17 protein-coding genes and 1 riboswitch are annotated in these 22,730 nt (G+C 37.5%); all 17 genes read left to right on the top strand.

Translation table 11 applies throughout. The features are described from left to right. Positions 1-181 precede the first annotated feature (181 nt). The 17 genes from AN161_RS04480 (at position 182) to AN161_RS04555 (ending at position 22,718) form a co-directional block, all read left to right on the top strand. The gene (locus tag AN161_RS04480; protein ID WP_053593182.1) at positions 182-2,566 is read left to right on the top strand and encodes a 3-hydroxyacyl-CoA dehydrogenase/enoyl-CoA hydratase family protein; all 2,385 of its coding nucleotides are present in this window, start codon (positions 182-184) and stop codon (positions 2,564-2,566) included. Between the two features lie 50 nt (positions 2,567-2,616). Beyond that, positions 2,617-3,789 carry an acetyl-CoA C-acetyltransferase gene (locus tag AN161_RS04485; protein WP_053593183.1) on the top strand — a complete coding sequence of 391 codons (1,173 nt, stop codon included), beginning with the start codon at positions 2,617-2,619 and terminating at the stop codon, positions 3,787-3,789. Between the two features lie 120 nt (positions 3,790-3,909). Continuing rightward, positions 3,910-5,694: an acyl-CoA dehydrogenase family protein gene (locus tag AN161_RS04490; RefSeq protein WP_053593184.1), complete on the top strand. Its 1,785-nt coding sequence runs from the start codon at positions 3,910-3,912 to the stop codon at positions 5,692-5,694. A 677-nt stretch (positions 5,695-6,371) separates the two neighbouring features. After that, positions 6,372-6,626, top strand: coding sequence for a hypothetical protein (locus tag AN161_RS28535; RefSeq protein ID WP_143114604.1), 255 nt, complete (start codon positions 6,372-6,374; stop codon positions 6,624-6,626). Between the two features lie 275 nt (positions 6,627-6,901). Then, positions 6,902-7,258, top strand: coding sequence for an arsenate reductase family protein (locus tag AN161_RS04495; protein ID WP_053593185.1), 357 nt, complete (start codon positions 6,902-6,904; stop codon positions 7,256-7,258). An 80-nt stretch (positions 7,259-7,338) separates the two neighbouring features. Further along, positions 7,339-7,719, top strand: a complete 381-nt coding sequence (gene gcvH / locus AN161_RS04500; protein ID WP_053593186.1) for a glycine cleavage system protein GcvH — start codon at positions 7,339-7,341, stop codon at positions 7,717-7,719. Positions 7,720-7,904: 185 nt separating this feature from the next. Then, positions 7,905-8,246, top strand: a complete 342-nt coding sequence (locus tag AN161_RS04505) for a hypothetical protein (protein ID WP_053593187.1) — start codon at positions 7,905-7,907, stop codon at positions 8,244-8,246. A 15-nt stretch (positions 8,247-8,261) separates the two neighbouring features. Then, positions 8,262-8,573, top strand: a complete 312-nt coding sequence (locus tag AN161_RS04510) for a thioredoxin family protein (protein WP_053593188.1) — start codon at positions 8,262-8,264, stop codon at positions 8,571-8,573. 56 nt (positions 8,574-8,629) lie between these two features. Beyond that, positions 8,630-8,734: riboswitch (SAM riboswitch) on the top strand. 284 nt (positions 8,735-9,018) lie between these two features. Next, the gene (locus AN161_RS04515; protein ID WP_053593189.1) at positions 9,019-10,047 is read left to right on the top strand and encodes a methionine ABC transporter ATP-binding protein; all 1,029 of its coding nucleotides are present in this window, start codon (positions 9,019-9,021) and stop codon (positions 10,045-10,047) included. Next, positions 10,037-10,705, top strand: coding sequence for a methionine ABC transporter permease (locus AN161_RS04520; protein ID WP_053593190.1), 669 nt, complete (start codon positions 10,037-10,039; stop codon positions 10,703-10,705). Before AN161_RS04515 ends, AN161_RS04520 begins: the two co-directional genes overlap by 11 nt. Positions 10,706-10,836: 131 nt before the next feature. After that, a complete protein-coding gene (locus AN161_RS04525) occupies positions 10,837-11,694 on the top strand; it encodes a MetQ/NlpA family ABC transporter substrate-binding protein (RefSeq protein ID WP_053593191.1) in 858 nt (285 codons plus the stop codon). Positions 11,695-12,336: 642 nt separating this feature from the next. Continuing rightward, complete coding sequence (locus AN161_RS04530) at positions 12,337-13,221, top strand: response regulator (RefSeq protein ID WP_053593192.1); 885 nt, start codon at positions 12,337-12,339, stop codon at positions 13,219-13,221. Further along, on the top strand, positions 13,218-14,264 hold the full coding sequence (locus AN161_RS04535) for a HEAT repeat domain-containing protein (protein WP_053593193.1): 1,047 nt from the start codon (positions 13,218-13,220) through the stop codon (positions 14,262-14,264). Before AN161_RS04530 ends, AN161_RS04535 begins: the two co-directional genes overlap by 4 nt. Then, positions 14,261-15,685, top strand: coding sequence for a glycosyltransferase (locus tag AN161_RS04540; protein WP_053593194.1), 1,425 nt, complete (start codon positions 14,261-14,263; stop codon positions 15,683-15,685). The genes AN161_RS04535 and AN161_RS04540 overlap by 4 nt, the downstream gene beginning before the upstream one ends. Next, positions 15,682-18,861 (top strand): hypothetical protein, encoded by a 3,180-nt coding sequence (locus AN161_RS04545; RefSeq protein ID WP_053593195.1) that lies wholly within the window; start codon positions 15,682-15,684, stop codon positions 18,859-18,861. Before AN161_RS04540 ends, AN161_RS04545 begins: the two co-directional genes overlap by 4 nt. 325 nt (positions 18,862-19,186) lie before the next feature. Beyond that, the gene (locus AN161_RS04550) at positions 19,187-20,350 is read left to right on the top strand and encodes a dicarboxylate/amino acid:cation symporter (protein ID WP_053593196.1); all 1,164 of its coding nucleotides are present in this window, start codon (positions 19,187-19,189) and stop codon (positions 20,348-20,350) included. Positions 20,351-21,392: 1,042 nt separating this feature from the next. Beyond that, positions 21,393-22,718 (top strand): nucleotide sugar dehydrogenase, encoded by a 1,326-nt coding sequence (locus tag AN161_RS04555; protein WP_053593197.1) that lies wholly within the window; start codon positions 21,393-21,395, stop codon positions 22,716-22,718. Positions 22,719-22,730: the final 12 nt, after the last annotated feature.

Genomic DNA, 22,730 nt, shown 5'->3' on the forward strand with positions numbered 1-22,730 from the left:
AATGGTAGCTGAACGAAGATAAGCCTCAGTCGTATGTCACAGAATACAACATAGCTTTAAACTTGAATTGAGCTAGACCAATTCAAAATCTGGACAAAAATACACTAGGGCAAACTTGATATTTTTTTGATCAAAAAATGAATGGCTATTCATTCAATGGGAGAATAAGGGGGAATTGCTTGTGACGTACAACATTAAAAAAGCAGCTGTTCTAGGTTCTGGGGTAATGGGCTCTGGAATTGCAGCACATTTAGCAAACATCGGTATTCCAACATTATTATTAGACATTGCGCCGAAGGAACTAACGAAAGAGGAAGAAGCAAAGGGTCTTTCTTTAGAGAATCCTGCAGTAAGAAATCGTATCGTCAACGGAGCTCTTCAAAAGTTATTAAAGCAAAAGCCAGCACCACTTACTTCTAAGAAAAATTTATCACTACTATCGGTTGGTAACTTTGAGGACGATTTAGAGAAATTAAAAGATGTAGATTGGATTATTGAAGTTGTCGTTGAAAATTTAGCGATTAAACAAAACCTATATGAAAAAATTGATGCTGTACGTAAGCCTGGCACAATTATTAGTTCAAACACATCTGGCATAAGTATTAATGCAATGGCAGAAGGACGTTCAGAAGATTTTCAAAAGCATTTCCTAGGAACTCACTTCTTCAATCCACCACGCTATTTAAAATTGCTTGAAGTCATCCCAGCAAACACAACAGCGCCAGAGGTTGTAAGCTTTATGAAAACATTTGGCGAAGATGTGCTTGGGAAAGGTGTCGTACTTGCTAAGGATACACCGAACTTCATTGCCAACCGTATCGGAACGTACGGTTTACTGATCACTTTACAAGAAATGATGAAGGGTGGTTATTCAGTTGGCGAGGTCGATTCTGTAACGGGTCCACTAATTGGACGTCCAAAATCTGCAACCTTCCGAACTTTGGACGTTGTTGGTTTAGATACATTTATTCATGTAGCGAAAAACGTCTATGATCAAACAACAGGTGAAGAGCAGCAAGTATTTGCAGTACCAGAATTCCTACAGAAAATGGTCACAAACGGCTGGCTAGGAGCAAAATCAGGTCAAGGTTTCTTCTTAAAGCAAGGCAAAGAGATCCTTGAAATTGATCCAAGCACATTAGAGTATAGTCCAGCGAAAAAATTAAAAACACCTTCTATCGAAATGGCAAAACAAGCTCGTGGATTAGCCAATAAGGTGAAAGCATTAACATATGCTAAGGACCGTACAGGAGAGTTATTATGGGGTATCTTTGCTCCAACGTTAATTTACTCTGCACAGCTACACGGTGAAATTGCTGATGATATTGTTGCGATTGACAATGCCATGAAATGGGGCTTTGGCTGGCAGCAAGGTCCATTTGAAATTTGGGATGCAATTGGCGTGAAAGAATCCATAGCTAAAATGGAGGCTGAGGGTCGTGAAGTACCGGCATTTGTCAAAGATATGTTAGCAAGTGGCTTTGACACTTTCTATTCGGAAATTGAAGGTGACCTAGCGTACTTTAATGGCTCTGAATACGTAAAAGTGCCAGTCAATGAAAAGGAAATTAACTTAAAACGCTATAAGAAAAAGTATGGCGTTATTAAGTCAAATACAGGTGCTAGCTTAATAGATTTAGGCGATGGAATTGCCTTACTTGAATTCCATTCCCAATCAAATGCTATTGGCTTAGACATTATTCAGATGATTAACTATTCGATCGATGAAGTAGAAGCTAACTATAAAGGCTTAGTCATCGGTAACCAAGGGAAAAACTTCTGTGTTGGAGCTAATCTAGGAATGATTTTAGTAGAAGCACAGGATGATAATATTTTTGAGCTAGATTTCGTTATTAAAGCATTCCAAGATGCAATGCAAAAAATTAAATACTCTCGCAAGCCTGTTGTGGCAGCTCCTTTTGCTATGACACTTGGTGGAGGGTCAGAGGTTTGCTTACCAGCTGCACATATTCAAGCAACAATGGAAACGTATATGGGCTTAGTAGAAGTCGGCGTAGGATTAATTCCTGGCGGTGGCGGTAATAAGGCACTTTACCAAAAATTCCTCAAAGGCTTACCAAATGGCGTAGAGGTAGACTATCAACATATTGCTAATAAAGTATTTGAAACAATTGCGATGGCAAAAGTTTCGACATCTGGTGAAGAAGCGCGTGACAATAACTTCTTAAACTTTGCTGACGCAATTTCTGTCAACCCAGACCACCAAATATATGATGCAAAACAAGCTGCACTAGCGCTTTATGAGGCAGGCTATCAACCACCTGTATCAGCGAAAGTTCCTGTAGTCGGTGCTTCAGGCTACGGTACGCTACTAATCGGTGCACAAGGAATGTTTGAATCCGGCTTTATTAGTGAACACGATTTAAAAATCGCTAAAAAATTAGCGTATGTCATTGCTGGTGGTAAAGTACCATATGGCACATTAGTAGATGAACAGTACCTATTAAACCTAGAGCGTGAGGCGTTCCTAAGCTTAGTCGCTGATCCGCTATCTCAACAAAGAATGCAGCACATGCTTTTAAAGGGAAAACCACTGCGTAACTAATTTCAAGACTGTGAACATACTTGCACATGAAACAAAGGGGGATTAATACGATGCGTGAAGCCGTTATTGTAGCAGGAGCACGAACTCCGATTGGAAAAGCGAAGAAGGGGTCTTTAGCAACAGTTAGACCAGATGATTTTGGAGCAGTTGTTGTCAAAGAAACATTGAAAAGAGCGGGCTATGAAGGTCCGATTGACGATTTAATTTTAGGGTGTGCAATGCCTGAAGCTGAGCAGGGCATGAACGTAGCACGTAGTATTGGAGCGCTTGCCGGGTTACCAGATACAACACCAGCGCTAACAATTAATAGATTCTGTTCATCAGGTTTACAGGCAATTGCTTATGCAGCAGAACGTATTATGCTAGGACATTCTAAGGCAATTCTTGCTGGTGGCGTCGAGTCGATGAGTATGGTGCCAATGGTAGGCAATACACCTCGCTTAAATCCAGCTTTAGCAGAAACTGCTCCTCAATATTATATGGGGATGGGGCACACAGCTGAGGAAGTGGCACGTCAGTACAATGTAAGTAGAGAGGATCAGGATGCATTTGCTGTTCGTTCACACGAGCTTGCAGAAAAGGCGATTAAAGAAGGTAAATTCAATGATGAAATCGTACCAATCGAAGTGGAGCAGCATTTTGTAGATGATAACAACAAACCACAAGTGAAAAAATTCACTTTTAGCATGGATGAAGGTGTACGTCCAGGTACATCTGTAGAAGGTTTAGCGAAGCTTCGTCCAGCCTTCCATGTAAAGGGTAGTGTTACAGCTGGTAATGCTTCACAAACTTCGGATGGTGCAGCAGCGGTACTTGTGATGGATCGTGAGGAAGCTGAAAAGCAAGGACTTACGCCAATGGCTAAGTTTTTAGGTTTTGCAGTTGGTGGTGTACCTCCTGAGGTGATGGGTATTGGTCCAATCGTGGCAGTACCTAAAGCGCTTGAAATTGCAGGTTTATCAATTGATGACATTGATTTATGGGAAATTAACGAAGCATTTGCGTCACAATCCTTACAGGTCGTACGTCATTTAGGCATCGATCAAAATAAAGTAAATGTCAATGGTGGAGCAATTGCCGTAGGTCACCCACTTGGTGCAACTGGAGCTATTTTAACATTAAAGCTTATTCATGAATTGAAGCGTCAAGGTAAGAAATATGGTGTCGTGACTATGTGTATTGGCGGCGGTATGGGTGCAGCAGGCGTATTTGAAATTCTATGATTTTTGCTAGATCAGCTTGGAGTGCGGCGTTTCCGGTTGCCTCCGAACATAGTACTTCAAGCTTTTCTATATATTGGGGAATAAAGCCATTAATAATAGATGCATAGGGAGGAATTTAGAATGACAGAAAAAACAACGGATTTCATTAAAGGCGGCGGATTTATTATTGAAGATGTGGAATTAGATCGTGTGTTTACACCAGAAGATTTCACAGATGAGCATAAGATGATTGCTAAAACAACAGAAGAGTATGTAGCAAATGAAGTGTTACCAGTCGTTGAAAATTTAGAAAACCATGAATTTGAGCATTCGGTTCGTCTACTAAAAAGTGCAGGTGAGCTCGGCTTACTAAGCGCAGATGTACCTGAAGAATATGAAGGTCTAGGATTAGACAAAGTTTCTTCTGCATTAATCGCAGAAAAAATGTCAGTTGCTGGTGGCTTCTCGATTACGCATGGTGCACATGTAGGTATTGGTTCTTTACCAATCGTACTTTTCGGAAACGAAGAGCAAAAGAAAAAGTATTTACCAAAGCTTGCTTCAGGTGAATTAATTGCTGCTTATGCATTAACGGAGCCAGGTTCAGGTTCTGATGCATTAGGTGCAAAAACGACTGCGAAGTTAAATGATGCAGGTACACATTATATTTTAAATGGTGAAAAGCAATGGATTACAAATGCAGGCTTCGCAGATGTCTTTGTTGTTTATGCAAAAATCGATGGCGATAAGTTCTCAGCGTTTATCGTAGAACGTGCTTTCAACGGCGTTTCGGTTGGCCCAGAAGAGAAGAAAATGGGTATCAAATCTTCATCAACTCGTACATTAGTACTTGAAGATGCAGAAGTACCTGTAGAAAACCTATTAGGTGAAGTGGGACGCGGACACGTTATTGCCTTTAATATTTTAAATATTGGACGTTATAAACTAGGTGTGGGAACAATTGGTGGCTCAAAGCGTGCATTAGAGCTAGCCATTCAATACACAAACCAACGTCAACAATTCAAAACGAAGCTGTCTGATTTCAATTTAACAAAAGAAAAATTATCGACAATGGCTTCACAGTTATATGCTTCAGAGTCATTAAATTATCGTACAGTAGGCTTATTTGAGGATCGTTTAAGCCAGCTAAGCCCAGATGAGCAAAAGCAAGGGAAAGTTATTGCTAGTGCAATTGCTGAGTATGCTATTGAGTGCTCCATTGCTAAAGTCTTTGGTTCTGAGACTTTAGATTACATTGCAGATGAAGCGGTTCAATTACACGGTGGTTACGGCTTTATGGCTGAATATGAAGTAGAACGTATTTATCGTGATTCTCGTATTAATCGTATTTTTGAAGGAACAAATGAAATTAACCGCATGATTGTACCAGGTACATTTATGAAAAAGGCATTAAAAGGTGAATTGCCATTACTACAAGTTGCTCAAAACTTACAACAAGAGCTTCTTATGCTAATGCCTGAGGATGTAGGCACAGAGCCGCTAGTACAGGAAAAATATCTTGTGAAAAATGCGAAGAAAATTGCTGTATTAGCAGCAGGTTTAGCAGCGCAACGCTACGGTGCGAAGCTTGATCAAGAGCAAGAAGTATTGGTGAATATTGCAAATATCGCAAACCAACTATTCGCAATGGAATCAGCTGTATTGCGTACAGAAAAAGCGATTGCTCGTGACGGTGCTGAAAAAGCTCATCAAAAATTACTTTACACTCAAATCTTCTGCCAAGAAGCATTTGCAGAAATTGAAAAAGAAGCAAAAGATACGATTCTTGCTTCAGCAGACGGCGACGCTGCACGCATGACATTATCTGCACTACGTAAGTTAACTCGCAACAATCCATACAACTTAATCACGAAGAAACGCGAAGCTTCTGTTAAATTAATTGAAGCAGAAAAATTTGTAGTTTAATATAGCAGACTTAACCTAGCTATCCGAGATGTGATAGCTAGGTTTTTTCGTTGGAAATAAAAGTATAGCTCTTGCAAAATGAGGGGGGATTTCCGTTCCAGGCTACTCGCTTTGTTGCTGACGCTTCGCATTCGCGCAGATTAAACATTGTTGCTGTCGCTACGCTTTCGCACAAAGCTTCCTGGGGGCGTCCGATGAGCCGCTTGGGCCAACACGATGTTGGTCACGAAGGCGTTATCACAGGACGTGATGTTTTTAGCCTTCGTTCCTCTGCCGGCTCGCTCCAGGGTCTCATCTGTGACGCTGATCCCCAAGGAGTCGCCCAGCCGGCACGAAGATCAACTTATCCACATGACAAATGTTTTAACAAAATGTCATCTAACTTTTGTGTTTTATCGGAGAACTTTTCCGTTTTATCGCCCAACTTTTGAATTTTATCGACTAACTTTCACGTTTTATCGCCCAACTTTTGAATTTTATCGACTAACTTTCACGTTTTATCCCCCAACTTCTGAATTTTATCGACATCCACCTTACAAAGAGCAAAAAAGGATTCATACACAAAACTGTGTGTGAATCCTTTAATTTTATTGTGTCGCCCAGTCGGAACGTAAAACAACTAATTCACATAGCATGTATCCTCTGATATGTCGTTTTATAGCAAAAGGGTTTTGTTTGTGCGAAAGCGAAGGGTAACAACGAATGTACAATTACGTCACTGTTATGATCTATTCAATTATGGTGCGTTGCCAGATTCATTCACTTTTGAAATGCATAAATTTAATAAAAGTTCTACACTATTGCTGATTGTAGTGGAAGGCTACTCGAGTGCTCCTGTCGCTTCGCTTTCGTCGCAGAGCAAAGCTTCCCGCAGTGAAAGCGAGATAGGCGAGACCCTGCACGAAGCGGATGTTTTCTGTGCGAAAGCGTAGTGCTAACGTAGCGGCAGCAAATGTTTTATATGTGCGAAAGTGAAGCGACAGCAACAACAAAGCGGAGGAAGCGGCTCGACGCTCTCCCCCAGGAAACTTTGCTCTGTGCGAAAGCGTAGCGTCAGCAACAAAGCGCCCAGCCGGAACGGAAATCAACCCTATGCTTTGGCATGAAGAGTTTCATTTTGGTTCGTAACGGTTATGATGGTATACTACAGAAAATGAGGGATACACTGAAAATGTAGTTCCTAAAATGATAGTAGAGGAGCCTATAAATGACGATTCAATTTATTCAATATCCGAAATGTACTACTTGTAAAAAAGCTCAAAAATGGCTAGATAACAATGGAATTTCATACGAAGAGGTACACATTGTCGAACAACCGCCTACAAAGGACGAATTAACAAGCTTATGGCAAGCAAGTGAACTACCTTTAAAGAAATTTTTTAATACTTCTGGTATGAAATATCGTGAGCTTGGCTTGAAGGATAAGCTTGCTGAAATGACTGAGGAGGAGCAGCTTGAACTGCTTGCTTCAGATGGTATGTTAATTAAACGTCCGATTGTAACTGATGGAACTAAAGTTACTTTAGGGTTTAAAGAATCAGATTTTGAGCAAGCTTGGAAATAACGCTTTTAATCTTGTTTTTATGGAAGAAGTATGGCACACTGAAAATGAATATATTACATATTTATGGAGGGGTTTTTTGCATGAGCACACCTAAAGACTTACGATACTCTGAAGAGCACGAATGGGTAAAAGTAGAAGATGGTAAAGTACGTATCGGTATTTCTCACTTCGCACAATCTGAACTTGGAGATATCGTTTTCGTTGAACTTCCACAAGTTGGCGATGAAATCAAAACAGACGATCCATTCGGTAGTGTAGAATCTGTAAAAACAGTTTCTGAATTATACGCACCAATCTCAGGTACAGTAGTTGAAGTAAATGCAGATTTAGAAGATAGCCCAGAATTCGTTAATGAATCACCATATGAAAAAGCATGGATGGTCGTTGTAGAGCCTGCTGACGCATCAGAAATTGAAAAACTTATGACAGCAGAGCAATACGAAGAAATGATTGCTGAATAAGACAAGCCATAATAAAAAACGTCGGAAATCACCGGCGTTTTTTATTATCTTCAATCATCCTGCCACTATAACTGGTGAGATGAAGGCAAGTATAGCCTCTTATCAATGGGTGTCTAACATTATCAGCGACAGAGCGTAATTGATATAATGGACTAGAAGGGATATGTCTAAATGGGGGTGGCGTGATGTTCGAGGGAAAATGCTTAATTGTCGAAGGCCGTTCGGATAAGCTTCAAATAGAGCCTATTTTAAGTGAGGATGTTATAATACTTTGTACGAATGGCACAATTGGTGTGCATCAATTAGAAGAGCTACTCGATCCATATGAGAGCTGGGAACTTTATACATTTTTTGATGCAGATACATCGGGTGATAAGCTACGGGCATTAATGGACAGACATTATCCAGAGGCAGAGCATTTACGTACGATGCCAACATATAAAGAAGTTGAGACAACTCCGAGAAAAGTGTTAGCGATGATATTGCTTCGTGCACATTTCTCAATCCATAATGAATATATTTTGTAAGGTTGCGTGAAAAAGATGGAAGAATGGTCAAAAGAGCAGTGGGACGCGGCTGTACAGTCGGGTGAAAAAGCTGCCTTTTATTTATATACGCCTATGTGCGGAACGTGTGCAGTAGCATCGAAAATGATGACGATTATCGAGCAATTACTGCCACAGCTAAAAATGGGCAAAGCAAATATTAATTTTTTAGAGCAAATCGCTTTTGATAATAAAATCGAAAGTGTACCATGTTTACTCGTCTGCGATGGCGGAAAAGTGACAGAAAAAATCTATGCATTCCAATCCGTACCATTTTTATACGAATTATTAAAAAAATCAATTGACTGAATTTTATGAGCATGGTAAAGTAACAAATATATTACTAAAACATTAAATATATCGAACTCTTATGAAGAGCGGCGGAGGGAAGTGCCCTATGAAGCCCGGCAACCATCACAATGTGAAAAGGTGCCAAATCACCCAAAGATTTTATCTTTGAAAGATGAGAGAACGGTTTAGCGTATAAGTTACGTGACCCCTTCTACTTGTCTATAAGTGAAGGGGTTTTTTTAACTTCTTTCAGCGGGTGTCCAAACACCCGCTGAAAGAAGTTAAAGCCTCCGGCGGATGTCATGGAATCGGAAAGGAGTTCTTAGGGGATATTAGCCTAAAACCATCGCATCCATGCGATAACGGCTAATTGACCTGCATCATGCAGGCCTAAGCACAAAGCCGATTCCGGACGCAATTATGCCGAGGCATAATTGATATAAGAAGAAAAGGAGAATTCGCTATGATCCAGCTTCAAAATATTACAAAGAAATACAAAACCGCGAATGGCGAATTAACAGCAGTCAAAGACGTCAACCTTTCTATCAATAAAGGTGAAATTTTTGGCATTATCGGCTATAGTGGCGCTGGTAAAAGTACAATGATTCGTTTGTTAAATGGTTTAGAAAAGCCTACATCTGGTACGGTGACGGTTAACAATCAAGAATTTTCATCCATAAAGGGGCAAAAGCTCAGAGATGCTAGACAAAAGGTTAGTATGATTTTCCAGCATTTCAATTTACTTTGGTCTAGAACTGTTGAAGAAAACATCTCTTTCCCACTAGAAATCGCAGGTGTTCCAAAGGCACAACGTGAAGCACGTGTGAAAGAATTGATCACATTAGTTGGCTTAGAAGGGCGCGCTAAAGCATATCCATCCCAACTATCAGGGGGACAAAAGCAACGTGTAGGTATTGCTCGTGCGCTAGCTAATGATCCAGAGGTATTGTTATGTGATGAGGCAACATCTGCACTCGATCCGGAGACAACAGATGCTATCCTTGATCTCCTTGTCGATATTAACGAACGATTAGGTTTAACGATTGTGTTAATCACACATGAAATGCACGTTATTCGCAAAATTTGTCATCGTGTAGCAGTTATGGAAGCTGGAGAAATTGTAGAACGTGGTGAAGTATTACAAGTATTCCAAGCTCCACAAGCAGCTATTACGAAAAAATTCGTTTCTCAAATTACAGATACGAAGGAAACACAGGAAACTGTGGCACAAATTAAAGCAAATTATCCTAATGGACAACTTGTCAAACTAGTTTTTGTAGGAGAAAAAACAGAGCAACCTGTCATTTCACATCTTGTAAAACAGTTTGATGTGGAAGTAAGTATTGTACATGGTAATATTTCGCAAACGAAAAATGGCGCGTACGGTACACTTGTTGTGCAAATCGATGGCTCAGAGGCGAATGTTGCTGCTGCACTTAGCTACTTAAATACAGTCGAAGTACAAACGGAGGTGATTGCAAATGTTAACTAGTCTTTTTCCGAACGTCGACTGGGAAAAAATGTGGGACGCTACGTATGAAACATTGTACATGACAACAATCTCTACGGTTATCACATTTATACTTGGATTAGTAATTGGGATCTTATTATTTTTAACAAGTCCAAACCAACTATGGGCCAATAAACTTGTTAACTTTTTAACAGGCTCAATCGTTAACATTTTCCGTTCTATTCCATTTATCGTTTTGATTATCTTATTAATTCCATTTACAAAATTTTTACTTGGCACAATTCGTGGAGCAAATGCAGCTTTACCAGCACTAATTATAGGGGCTGCACCATTCTATGCACGAATGGTATTAATTGCCTTACGGGAAATTGATAAAGGTGTTATTGAAGCAGCTCGTTCAATGGGTGCTAAAACGTCAACGATTATTTGGAAAGTATTAATTCCAGAATCATTACCAGCTCTTATTTCTGGTGTTACTGTAACGGCTGTAGCACTTGTTGGCTATACTGCGATGGCAGGTATTATCGGTGCTGGCGGTCTAGGAAACTTAGCCTTTTTAGACGGCTTCCAACGTAATCGCGAAGATGTGACATTAATGGCAACTATTTTAATCTTAATAGTAGTATTTATTATTCAATGGATTGGCGATATGATTACAGCCAAAACAGATAAACGCTAAACAGGCGCTAATAAAATTGTAGTAAAGAAACTTGCTCACAAAAAAAGAGCATCTCGCTACGAACATCTAAGAGGTTATTTCGGTTTTATACCGCTAACATATTTTAATTATAAAAAAGGGAGTGCAATAAAATGAAGAAGTTATTAGCAGGATTATTTTTATCAGTATTAGTACTAGCTTTAGCCGCTTGTGGTGCTGGTAAAAAAGAAGATACAGGCTCAAACGCATCATCTGGTGATACATCAGACAGTAAAGAAAACGTAACATTAACAGTAGGTGCTTCTAATACACCTCATGCGGTTATTCTCGAAAAAGCAAAACCAATTTTAGCTAAAGAAGGTATCGATCTTAAAATTGAAACATATCAAGACTATGTATTACCAAACCAACATTTAGAATCTGGCGAACTTGATGCAAACTATTTCCAACATCTACCTTTCTTAGAGCTTAGCATGAAAGAAAATGGCTATGATTTTGTAAATGCTGGTGCCATTCATATTGAACCAATCGGAATTTACTCTAAAAAATATAAATCTCTTGAGGATCTACCAAAAGGTGCAACAATTTTACTTTCTAGCTCAGTTTCAGACCACGGTCGTATGCTTTCATTATTAGAAGCTAAGGGCTTAATTAAATTGAAAGATGGTATTGATAAAACAGCAGCAGAAATAAAAGATATTGAAGAAAATCCTAAAAACTTCAAATTCGATGCAAATACAGCGCCTGAAATGCTTGTACAAATGTATGAAAATAATGAAGGTGATGCAGTTCTTATCAACTCGAACTTTGCAATTGATAACGGCTTAAATCCATTAGAAGATTCAATTTCTCTTGAAGATAAAGAATCTCCGTATGTTAACATTATCGCTGTACGTGCTGGTGATGAAACAAAAACAGAAATTAAAAAATTAATAGAAGTATTAAAATCTAAAGAAATCCAAGACTTCATTCTTGAAGAATGGAAAGGCTCAGTTGTACCAGTTAAATAATTATAATTTATCAAAAAGGGTATGTAAGTATGAAAGCTTACATACCCTTTTTGCTTGTCGACAAAAGAATAATATCAATAAACAGAGGCTGATTTTCACGAGTTGGCGCTTTCCGCGGGCTTGGCTTCAATTTCCTCGTCACTCCGTGAAAAATCAACGGTTCCTTATCACAGGATGAGCCGACAAGCTGAAACAAAATAGTATTATAGCTATTACAAGGCAAGCCTCACCACATAGACTTACTAGAGTAAAACGAGATGTCCCTCACAAAATGCTAAATGGCGGTGTCTGTCATAAAATTACCATACAGTTTTATATGCAACCAAAGTAGTGTTTATCTACAGTTCGAAAGGGTATGTGAGTATTAAGGCTTACATTTCCCTTTTTTTTCTTGTTTAAATAGATAAACTAAAAGGCTATCGTTTATCAGAAAAATATAACTTTTCATTAAATGTGATCTTATTCTGTAGTTTATAGCAAAAATATAATATATTTTAAAAGTAATCGATTTACCAAATATTTTGTATAGAAATTGGTTAGTGATCTTTATTACTATAGTTGTTGTGTTTATAAATCAAAAAAATGATAGAAAAATAATTGAAGAGAATGAAATACTTCTTACATCAACTGGAGTGAACAACAATGAATAAATTAATCATCGCAGAAGACATCATGCAGGAGCATGATGTGAAGGGTTATTTTGAAATTTTGCGTGAGAGTGTTATTCGCTCACGTTTAACAATGACTGCAGTCTTTTTTAAAGTAGCGAATTCCTCACAAGGAACGGATATAGAACGTAATCAAGTGAATCATCAAATTTCAGCTTTTCTAAAATCAAAAATACGAAAAACTGATTTACTTTTCCAACTAGCAGATGGCATGCATTGGGGAATATTTTTTCTACAAAGTAGTGAAGTAGAGGTAAAGGCCTTTTTAAAACGAATTTTTGCAATTCTAAAGCAAGAAAGGGAATTTAAGCAAATAGAGTTGAAAGCCTCCATTACTGAAATAAGGAATAATAGCGTTACCTTTGAAACTTTGTTAGATAAAAATAAGCACAAACTAGCAGATGACGAACAGCCGATTTGGTCAATAGAACAGGTTACAGATTATAGAGTACAACCAACGGAGCAAGTAAAGGTAAGCATTATTGAACAAAATGCAATCTTTAGAAAAGTGCTAGAAACGACGCTCAAAAATTTAGATATTCCTCATTTTACTTTAGACGTGTCTACCTATGAAGATGGCTATAGTTTTTTACAGTCTGATAGCTATAAAACAGGCCATATGCATTTAGTTGTGATGAACGATATTTTACCACGTAAAAATGGCTTAGAAATTTTGCACATTTTGCGAGAAATGCCGAATGAGAAAAAATTCATCATTTATATGATGTCAGAACGAAATTCAGAAGGTGCGACACTTAATGCGTATGAAGGTGGCGTCGATGAATATATCGTAAAACCATTTAATTTACGTTTGTTAGAAGCAAAAATTAAGAACACTTTTGCGAGGTTTTGGCTATGATCAAGCTGTCGATTCCTTTTCTTTTAACGGTCAGCGGTGTTTTATTAGTAGTTTTATTTTTATTTACGATCTATATACTTGTTCAGCGTAAGCGAGAGATTCGTTTTGCAGAAGCGCGTGATACTTTTTTACAAAACTCTGCACAGCATTGGTACAACTATTTAATCAATGATGAAATTTTCTCTATAGTGCTTGTCCCCCGCGGAAGAGCTCAAGTAGCAGCTATAGAAATAATCTTTTCATCTTATTTGAAAAATATAATCAATGAAAAAGTTGAACATAAAATAAAAGAGTTTTCTAATCTCTATTTAAAAGAGTTTTACGAAAAGGATTTATCCAGTAAACGATGGAGCATTAGGATGAATGCTTTATATCGTATTGCTGATTTACAGATAGAGGCATTATTAGACACATGTCAACAATTCGAAAAAACCAAAATTTCGGAGGAGGAATATTTCCAGCTGTTAAAAATTTACTCTATCTTCCAACCGGAATTGTTTATCGAAAAAATTAAAGAGTCGAGTGTCAATTATTCTGAAAGCGAATATAGAAGATTATTTGTATTGTTAGAGGATGACGTATTTATTCGATTATTTGAAGACTTTGATAGCTGGACAAAAAATATCCAATTTGCTGCAATTGATACAGCAGCTGTAAAAAGAAATATGCAATATATTGATCAGTTAAAACAGCTATTAACACATGAGATTCCAGAAATTCAAATAAGAGCATTAAAGGGTCTTTATGAAATTGGTGTAATTGATGAAATTGATCCTTATGTTCCGTTTGTAACATCAGATATGTGGGAAGTAAGATTAATGGTTGCGAAAATCTTTAATCATGTACCACTCAACTATTCCTACACTTATTTAGAACAGCTTCTTCAAGATGAAAATTGGTGGGTACGCTCACAGGCAGCTAAAACAATTGTAGAAAATAGAGAAGGAATTGCAAAATTACAGCAATTTATGGAGTCCTCGAATGACCAATATGCAATTGAAATGGCACAGGAAACAGTTGTCAGAAAGCAGGGGAACAAATGAAAGTATTTTTAGATTTTTGTATGTGGTTCTTTGGTGGATTTATTCTGTTTTATATGTTATTTGTTATTGTTTCATATTGCGCAATGTTTGTTATTGCCATGCTAGTTATGCGAAAACGCTATAAATTAGATCCCTCAGAGTATGATGATGCGCATACAGATGCCTTTTACTCAAAACCAGTATCCTTATTAGTCCCTGCTTACAATGAAGAGATTGGGGTTGTAGACACAGTCTATTCATTGTTGAATTTACGATATCCACAAACAGAAATTATCATTATTAACGACGGGTCAACTGACGCTACACTACAAACCGTAATCGAGCATTTCCGAATGAAGCCCGTTGATAAAATTGTTCGTACACATATCCCTACAAAACAAGTGAAACAAATTTATGAATCTGAAATCTATAAGAATTGTATTTTAGTAGATAAAGAAAATGGTGGTAAGGCAGATGCATTGAATGCTGGTATTAATGTATCTCAATATCCATACTTCTGCTCTATTGATGGTGATTCAATCTTAGATGAAAAGTCATTGCTTCGTGTGATGAAGCCGATTGTTTTATCAGATGGCGAAGTGATTGCGGCAGGAGGAAATATCCGAATAGCCAATGGAGCGAAAATGCAGCTTGGTTCCGTTACTGAAACGCACTTATCAAATAATTACTTAGTCATCATGCAAATAATAGAATATGCGCGAGCCTTTTTAATGGGGCGAATCGCTTTAAGTAAATACAATCTTGTGCTTATTATTTCGGGCGCATTTAGTGTGTTTTCGAAGGAATGGGCTGTGGAAGCGGGCGGTTATTCAACGAATATTATTGGAGAAGACATGGAGCTTGTCGTGAATATTCACCGTTTGATAAAAAAGAAAAAAGAAAAGAAGCGTATAGAATTTGTTCCAGATCCTGTGTGCTGGACTGAAGCACCTCAGACATTAGGGGTTTTACGAAACCAACGTAGACGTTGGCATCAAGGGTTATTTGAAAGCCTTTGGAAGCATAAGACGATGACGTTGAATCCTAAATATGGCTTAATAGGCTTGCTTTCATTTCCATATTTTTGGCTAGTAGAATGCCTAGGACCAATAGTTGAGCTAGGTGGTTATATTTATATCGTAGTGGCATTTTTCTTAGGGAAAATTTATTATGAAGTAGCCATAATCCTGTTACTGCTTTTCGTCATTTATGGAGTCATTTTTTCAATAGCCTCTATATTGTTCGAAGCATGGATCTTGAATACTTATCCGAGACCGAGAGAGCTAATACGCATGATACTTTTAGCATTTACTGAAATTTTCTGGTATCGACCACTCACTCTTTTTTGGCGCTGTGAGGGATTGATTCGGTTTGTGCTAAGAAGAAGCGATTGGGGAAATATGAAGCGTGTCGGCATCGCTGAAAAGGAGAAAAGTGTATGAAGCGTATATATATAGGAATTATAGTCGTTCTAATTCTCATTATCACACCTATAGCATGGTGGTATTTCAGCGATGAAAAACCGCTCAACGTTGCGATTCTAGATAAAACAGTTCCGAATGAAACATACCGAGAGCATTTAGGTGTTAACTGGTTTTTAAATCATTATAAATACACGATTGATCATCAGCCATATGATGTACAAAAAAATTACTATGGTACGATTCCAAATGATAAAACGAAACGTGTGTCAGAAAAAAAGTTTCCGACTGACTATAGTAATTATGATGTTATTTATTTGGCAGATACGTATGGTGTTTACAAGGATGATTTAAATGAAGAAAAGCGCCTAGGTAAACGCTCAGAAAAAATTGTTGGCGGCTTGGAAATGGATGAATGGCAGTCTATAGTATCTCGATTAGCAAGCAACAAGAAAAGTATGTTGATCGCTGAATACAATACATTTGCGTCACCAACGTCAGTGGAAGTTAGAAAAGAGCTACAGGATTATTTAGGAATTTCATGGTCTGGATGGATTGGGCGTTATTTTGATGAACTTGATTATCATAAAAATTCAGAAATTCCACAATGGGTCATCGATGAACATGGTGATAATTGGCCATACAAGGGCGGAGGTTTTCTTCTATTTAATGAAATAACAGAAAAGCTCATTGTGCTAGAAATGGACAAGCATGTAAAAACAGAAGGCATCCAGGTGCAATTTACTGAAGAAGGGCAAAAATTCTTTAATAGCTCTGCTCGTGCAGAGTATGGCTATTGGTTTGATATTATCACACCAAAATATGCGGAGGATGCTCTTGCTAATTATGAATGGGACTTAACAAAAGAAGGGGCAAAACTATTAGAGGACAATGATATTCCACAGCAATTTGCGGCAATCGTTTCACAGGATAAACGCTACACGACAAGCTATTATTTCGCTGGAGACTTTAATGATATGTCACGTGTTCCGACCCTTTACAAATTAAAGGGATTACCGACCATCTATAAATATGCTGAGAAGTATGCAGATAGTTCATTTTACTGGTCGATTTATATACCAGTCATGCATAAAATTTTTGAAACGTTTGAGCAAAAAGAAGTTCAAGAAAAGGTTAATCATGAAAAATTAAATTATAATGCACGTATTCAAGGAGAGTCATTTGAAGTCTTACACGATGGAAAATGGGAGCCTATAGTATTTAAGGGTGTTAATATCGGTATGGGGAAACCTGGAGCATTCCCTGGTGAGGCCGCTATTACAGAGGAAGAATACTATCGATGGTTTAATCAAATTGCTGAGATGAATGCCAATACAATTCGTGTATATACTTTACATCCACCAGGTTTTTACCGGGCACTTGCTAAATACAATGAAGAAAACCCAGATAAACCACTGTATGTCTTGCATGGTGTGTGGATTAATGAGGAAGGCTTGTCTGATTCACTAGATGCCTATGATGAAACTACCTTGAAGGATTTCCAATTTGAAATGAAGCGAATGGTAGACGTTATCCACGGTAATACTTATGTGGAGCCAGTAGTAGGACATGCCTCAGGATTATATGATGTTGACGTTTCACAATATGTAATTGGCTGGGTGCTTGGAATCGAATGGTATCCGCATATGGTTGTCGGTACGAACGAGAAACACGCAAATATAGGCCAATACAATGGGACGTATTTTGAAACGAAAAATGCTGCACCATTTGAGCATTGGTTAGCGGAGCAAATGGATCTTATTACTGTTTATGAGAAGGACAAATATAATTGGATCCGACCAATGAGTTTCACAAACTGGGTAACAACCGACTTACTAGAACATCCATCTGAACCTTCTGAGGATGAGGATTTGGTAGGGGTAAATCCTAATGTCATTTATACGAAGGGTGAGATGCAAGCACCAGGTCAATTTGCTTCCTATCATGTTTATCCATATTACCCTGACTTCTTTAACTTCGATCAAAAATATTTAAATTATAAAGATTTCCGGGGCAATAAAAATAGTTATGCAGGCTATTTAAAAGACTTACATGAAGCTCATGATATGCCTGTCCTTATTGCAGAATTTGGAATCCCTGCAGCGCGCGGTATGACACATGAAAATGTTTACGGCTGGAATCAGGGGCATATGTCTGAACAAGCACAGGGTGAAACACTACAACATTTATTTGAAGATATTATGCATGAAGGCTTGCTAGGAGGTCTTGTCTTTACATGGCAAGACGAGTGGTTTAAACGAACATGGAATACGATGGATTATGATGATCCAAATCGTCGACCGTTTTGGTCTAATGCCCAAACGAATGAACAGCAATTTGGCTTACTAAGCTTTGATAGATTTAAAGTAAAAGTAGACGGTAATACAGAGGAGTGGAAAGGTACGCAAATGTATAATACCTCATCTTCTGATCCAACAGATTTTGCTGTCGATTATGATGAGAAATATTTGTATTTCAAATTAAAAAGTGATGTTTTAGAAAAAGCCTCACCTCGCATTTTACTTGATGTAGTTCCAAACCAGGGAAATACTTCTTCAACATCAATAAAAGATATGACATTTTCAAATGGTATAGATTTTGTTGTGGAATTAAATAAAAATGGAGACTCTCGAGTTGTCATTGATGAATACTATGATTTCTATGATTATTTTTACGGTCATAAACTAAACATGATTCCACCTCGTATGGCAGCTGCCACAAAAAATAGTGGTAAGTTTGCACCGATTTACTATGTGTTAAATAAACAGCTATTCTTACCAGAGCAAAACATTACTACCGACTTTAGTTCTTATGAAACAGGGAAGCTGCTGCAAGGAAATGCCAATCCAAAAGCAAAAGATTATAATTCGCTAGTAGACTATACGTGGACAGATGATAATGTTATTGAGCTACGAATTCCTTGGCTACTGATTCAAGCAAAAGATCCAAGTCAGCGTGAGTTTATGGGAGATTTATATAAAGATGGTGTGACTACTTCGACTAAAGTCGATAATATTTATATTGGTGCTGTATTTGTAGATAAAGAGGGCAAGGTTGTAAAATCTTTACCAGAGACAAACAGCCATGTCTTGCCTGCTCTCTCGGCTTATACTTGGGAGAAATGGCAAACTCCAAAGTATGAAGAGCGTCTAAAACAATCGTATTATACTTTACAAAATCTATTTAAAGATTATTAAATGGAAGCTTAGGATAGGTGGATTTTTCCCTATTCTAAGTTTCTTGGTTTTTATTGGCCCATCCCCAAAAGTTATGGATGACATTTGTTAAAACGTTTGCCAGTTATATAAGTTGATTTCCGTTCCGACTGGACGCCTCCAGGAAAGTGTCCAGTCGGAACGAAAATCAACCACATGTTATGGTGACGAGTTTATTTATTAGAAAATAAAAAAGAATTTTTCAATTCCGTCTATATTACAAACTGTATATTCTCGCTACTGTTTATGATAAATTACTAATATTACATTCGAAAAAGACATTTGTTTTTTTAAGGAGGACAATGAAGTGAAGCTTAAATTTGGTCTATTGGCTAAAATTATTGTCGCTATTTTATTAGCGATTATACTCGGAAACTTTATGCCAGAGCCATTTATACGTATATTTGCAACTTTTAATGGTTTATTCGGTAATTTTTTAAATTTTGTTGTACCACTTATTATTATTGCATTTATAGCTCCAGGTATTGCTCAGCTTGGGAAAGGCTCAGGGAAATTATTAGGTTTGGCAACATTCTTTGCCTATTTCTCAACAATAATCGCAGGGATCATCGCCTTTTTCGTAGCGCGAAATGTATTGCCTAATTTTATTTCAAACAGTGCTATGCAAAGCATGGAAAAACCAGATGAATTTTTAGCGCAGGCATTCTTTAATGTTGAAATGCCTCCGTTAATGGGTGTCATGTCTGCATTAATCTTTGCATTTATCGTAGGGATTGGTATGACTGCCATTCAAAGTGATGTTATGAAACGTGGTTTTGAAGAATTTAATGTTATTATCGAAAAATTGATTTCATATATTATTATTCCACTTTTACCATTCCATATTTTCGGTATTTTCTTGAACATGACATTTGGCGGTCAAGTAGCAAAAATCTTATCCGTCTTCGCAATTGTCTTCGTATTAATAATTGCAATGCATTGGGTAATGTTACTAGTGCAATACACAGCTGCAGGTATTTTAAATAAGAAAAATCCACTTATGTTACTTCGAACTATGCTACCTGCGTATTTTACAGCTTTGGGGACACAATCCTCAGCAGCAGCTATTCCAGTTACAATGCGACAATCACAAAAAACAGGAGCTTCAGAAAAAGTAACGAAATTTACAATCCCGCTGTTTGCCACTATTCATTTATCAGGTAGTACGATTACATTAGTAACTTGTTCCTTAGGTGTCATGCTGATGAACGGTATGGATATAGGCTTTGCGCAATATGTAGGCTTTATTTTTATGCTAGGGATTACGATGGTTGCTGCCCCAGGTGTCCCAGGAGGGGGAGTCATGGCGGCAATTGGCTTACTACAAACAATGCTCGGCTTCGATGAAACAATGGTCGCGCTTATGATAGCACTATACTTAGCGCAAGATAGCTTTGGTACAGCTACAAATGTAACTGGAGATGGTGCATTAGCCATGATTGTAGACCGTTTTAGCAAAAAAACTAATTAATACAGGCAGAGTCGTGGATAGAACAGTTAAAGCGACGGATAGAATCGCCAAAGTGACGGATAGGATCGCCAAAGCGACGGATAGAATCACCAAAGCGAAGGATAGAACAGCCAAAGTCGTGGATAGAATCCCAAGCGACGGATAGAATCGCCAAAGTGACGGATAGAACAGTCAAAGTCGTGGATAGAATCCCGAGCGACGGATAGAATCGCCAAAGCGACGGATAGAATCACCAAAGCGAAGGATAGAACAGCCAAAAGTCGTGGATAGAATCCCGAGCGACGGATAGAATCGCCAAAGCGACGGATAGAACAGCCAAAGCGACGGATAGAACAGCCAAAGTCGTGGATAGAATCCCAAGCGACGGATAGAATCGCCAAAGTGACGGATAGGATCGCCAAAGCGACGGATAGAACAGTCAAAGCGACGAAAAGAATCAACTAAGCCAACAAAAAAATCGCCAATTAAGGCGATTTTTTTGTGCTGTCGCAAAGATGTCGGTTGCGAGATGCATCCGATTATCTAAAGAGTAGATGCTGTAATTTTCTTAAAGATTAAAGAGAAACGCTACTTTTCAAGATAAATGGCTTTGCGTATAGATATTAAACGTTTTTTTTTTATATAGTAATTAATCCGAAGTAATTTTTATTTTTGTTAAAAACTTTTACAAAAAATTTCACGACAAATAATTACATTTTTTGTTCATCGAAACTTAATAAAAGTATGTATTTTTGTAGGGAATTATCAGAAAATGTATAGTTCTAAAGAATTGTGTTTTACAATTAGTTAGAAAATAGTGTGATAAGTTAGTTATTTTTTCGTTTATATGGAATTTGTTTAGAAATCGTTTAGTTTTATTTAGTACTATATGTGTATTGTGAAAGCATATATCTCAAAATTTGGGATTGGATGACTAAGAATGTGTGTGGTGATGAGGGAAATTCAGATACGAAAGAATGAATCGTAAAGTTAAGCAATCTCAGTGTAGTCTTAGGTTTTCGCTGTTAAAAATAACTAATTTTTTATAAAGGAGTAACTGTTTATGGGAATAAAGATTGAATCGTCAGTATTGGCTTTATCAAATAAAATCAATACGAAAAGTGCAACAATTGGAGTTGTTGGACTTGGTTATGTAGGGCTCCCACTTGCGTTGGAAATTGTCAATAAAGGTTTTCAAGTAATTGGATTTGATAAAGATTATAAAAAAATTTCCAAATTAAATAATGGTGTTAGCTATATTGCTGATATGTCTAATGCAATCATTGAAAAAGCAGTTAATGAAGAGGACTTTGAGCCAACAAATGATTTTTCTAAACTTGCATATGTAGATGTCATTATTATTTGTGTACCGACACCTACTACTGCAGGTGGAACACCGAATATTTCATATATTGTAGACGCAGCCGATTTAATCGAACAAAACATGTCCTCCGATACTTTAATTATTCTTGAAAGTACGACTTACCCTGGAACAACAGAAGAACTAGTTCAACCAATCCTAGAAAAAGGCGATTTCGTTATTGGACAGGATATATTTTTAGCTTATTCTCCTGAACGTGTGGACCCTGGAAATTTAAATTTTTCAGTTTCGAATACGCCTAAAGTAGTTGGCGGCATAACAGCAGCTTGTTTAGAAGTTTCCAAGCTTTTTTATGAAAAAGTGATCAATACAAATGTATTTGCTGTAACAAGTCCACAAGTTGCTGAAATGGAAAAGTTACTAGAAAATACGTTTCGACAAATTAATATTGCCCTTGTCAATGAATTAAGTCAGATTTGCCATAAGATGGATATTGATGTGTGGGAAGTTATTGAAGCCGCTTCAACAAAGCCTTATGGTTTTATGCCATTTACACCTGGGCCTGGAGTGGGTGGTCATTGTATACCAGTAGATCCTAAATATTTATTATGGGCTGGCCAGCAGCATGGTATTTCTGCAACATTAATTGAGGCGGCAGATAAAATTAATGATTCCATGCCAAGTTTTGTAGTTGAAAGACTAGAAAATTATTTAAATGCGCAGGGAAAAGAGATAAGTGATGCAGAGATTGTAGTTATTGGAGTTACTTATAAGCCTAATATTAATGATTTTCGAGAATCACCAGCACTACATGTTATTGACAAATTAAAGGAAAAGCAATGTGGTCTAAAGATTGTTGATCCATTTATTGAAACATTCCAAGTTGATAACGACATTTTTAACACAGTTTCACTTACAAAAGAATTAATTCGAAAAGCTGATGCTGTAGTAATTTTAACGAATCATGCAACTATTGATTATTCATTAATTGATCAACATGCTGCTTTAATTTTTGACACAAGAAATACCCATTATTTATTCGAAAATGAAAAATATTATAAATTGTAAAGGAGGGTGGAA

Source organism: Lysinibacillus sp. FJAT-14222 (genome assembly GCF_001278875.1).
Lineage (GTDB): Bacteria > Bacillota > Bacilli > Bacillales_A > Planococcaceae > Lysinibacillus > Lysinibacillus agricola.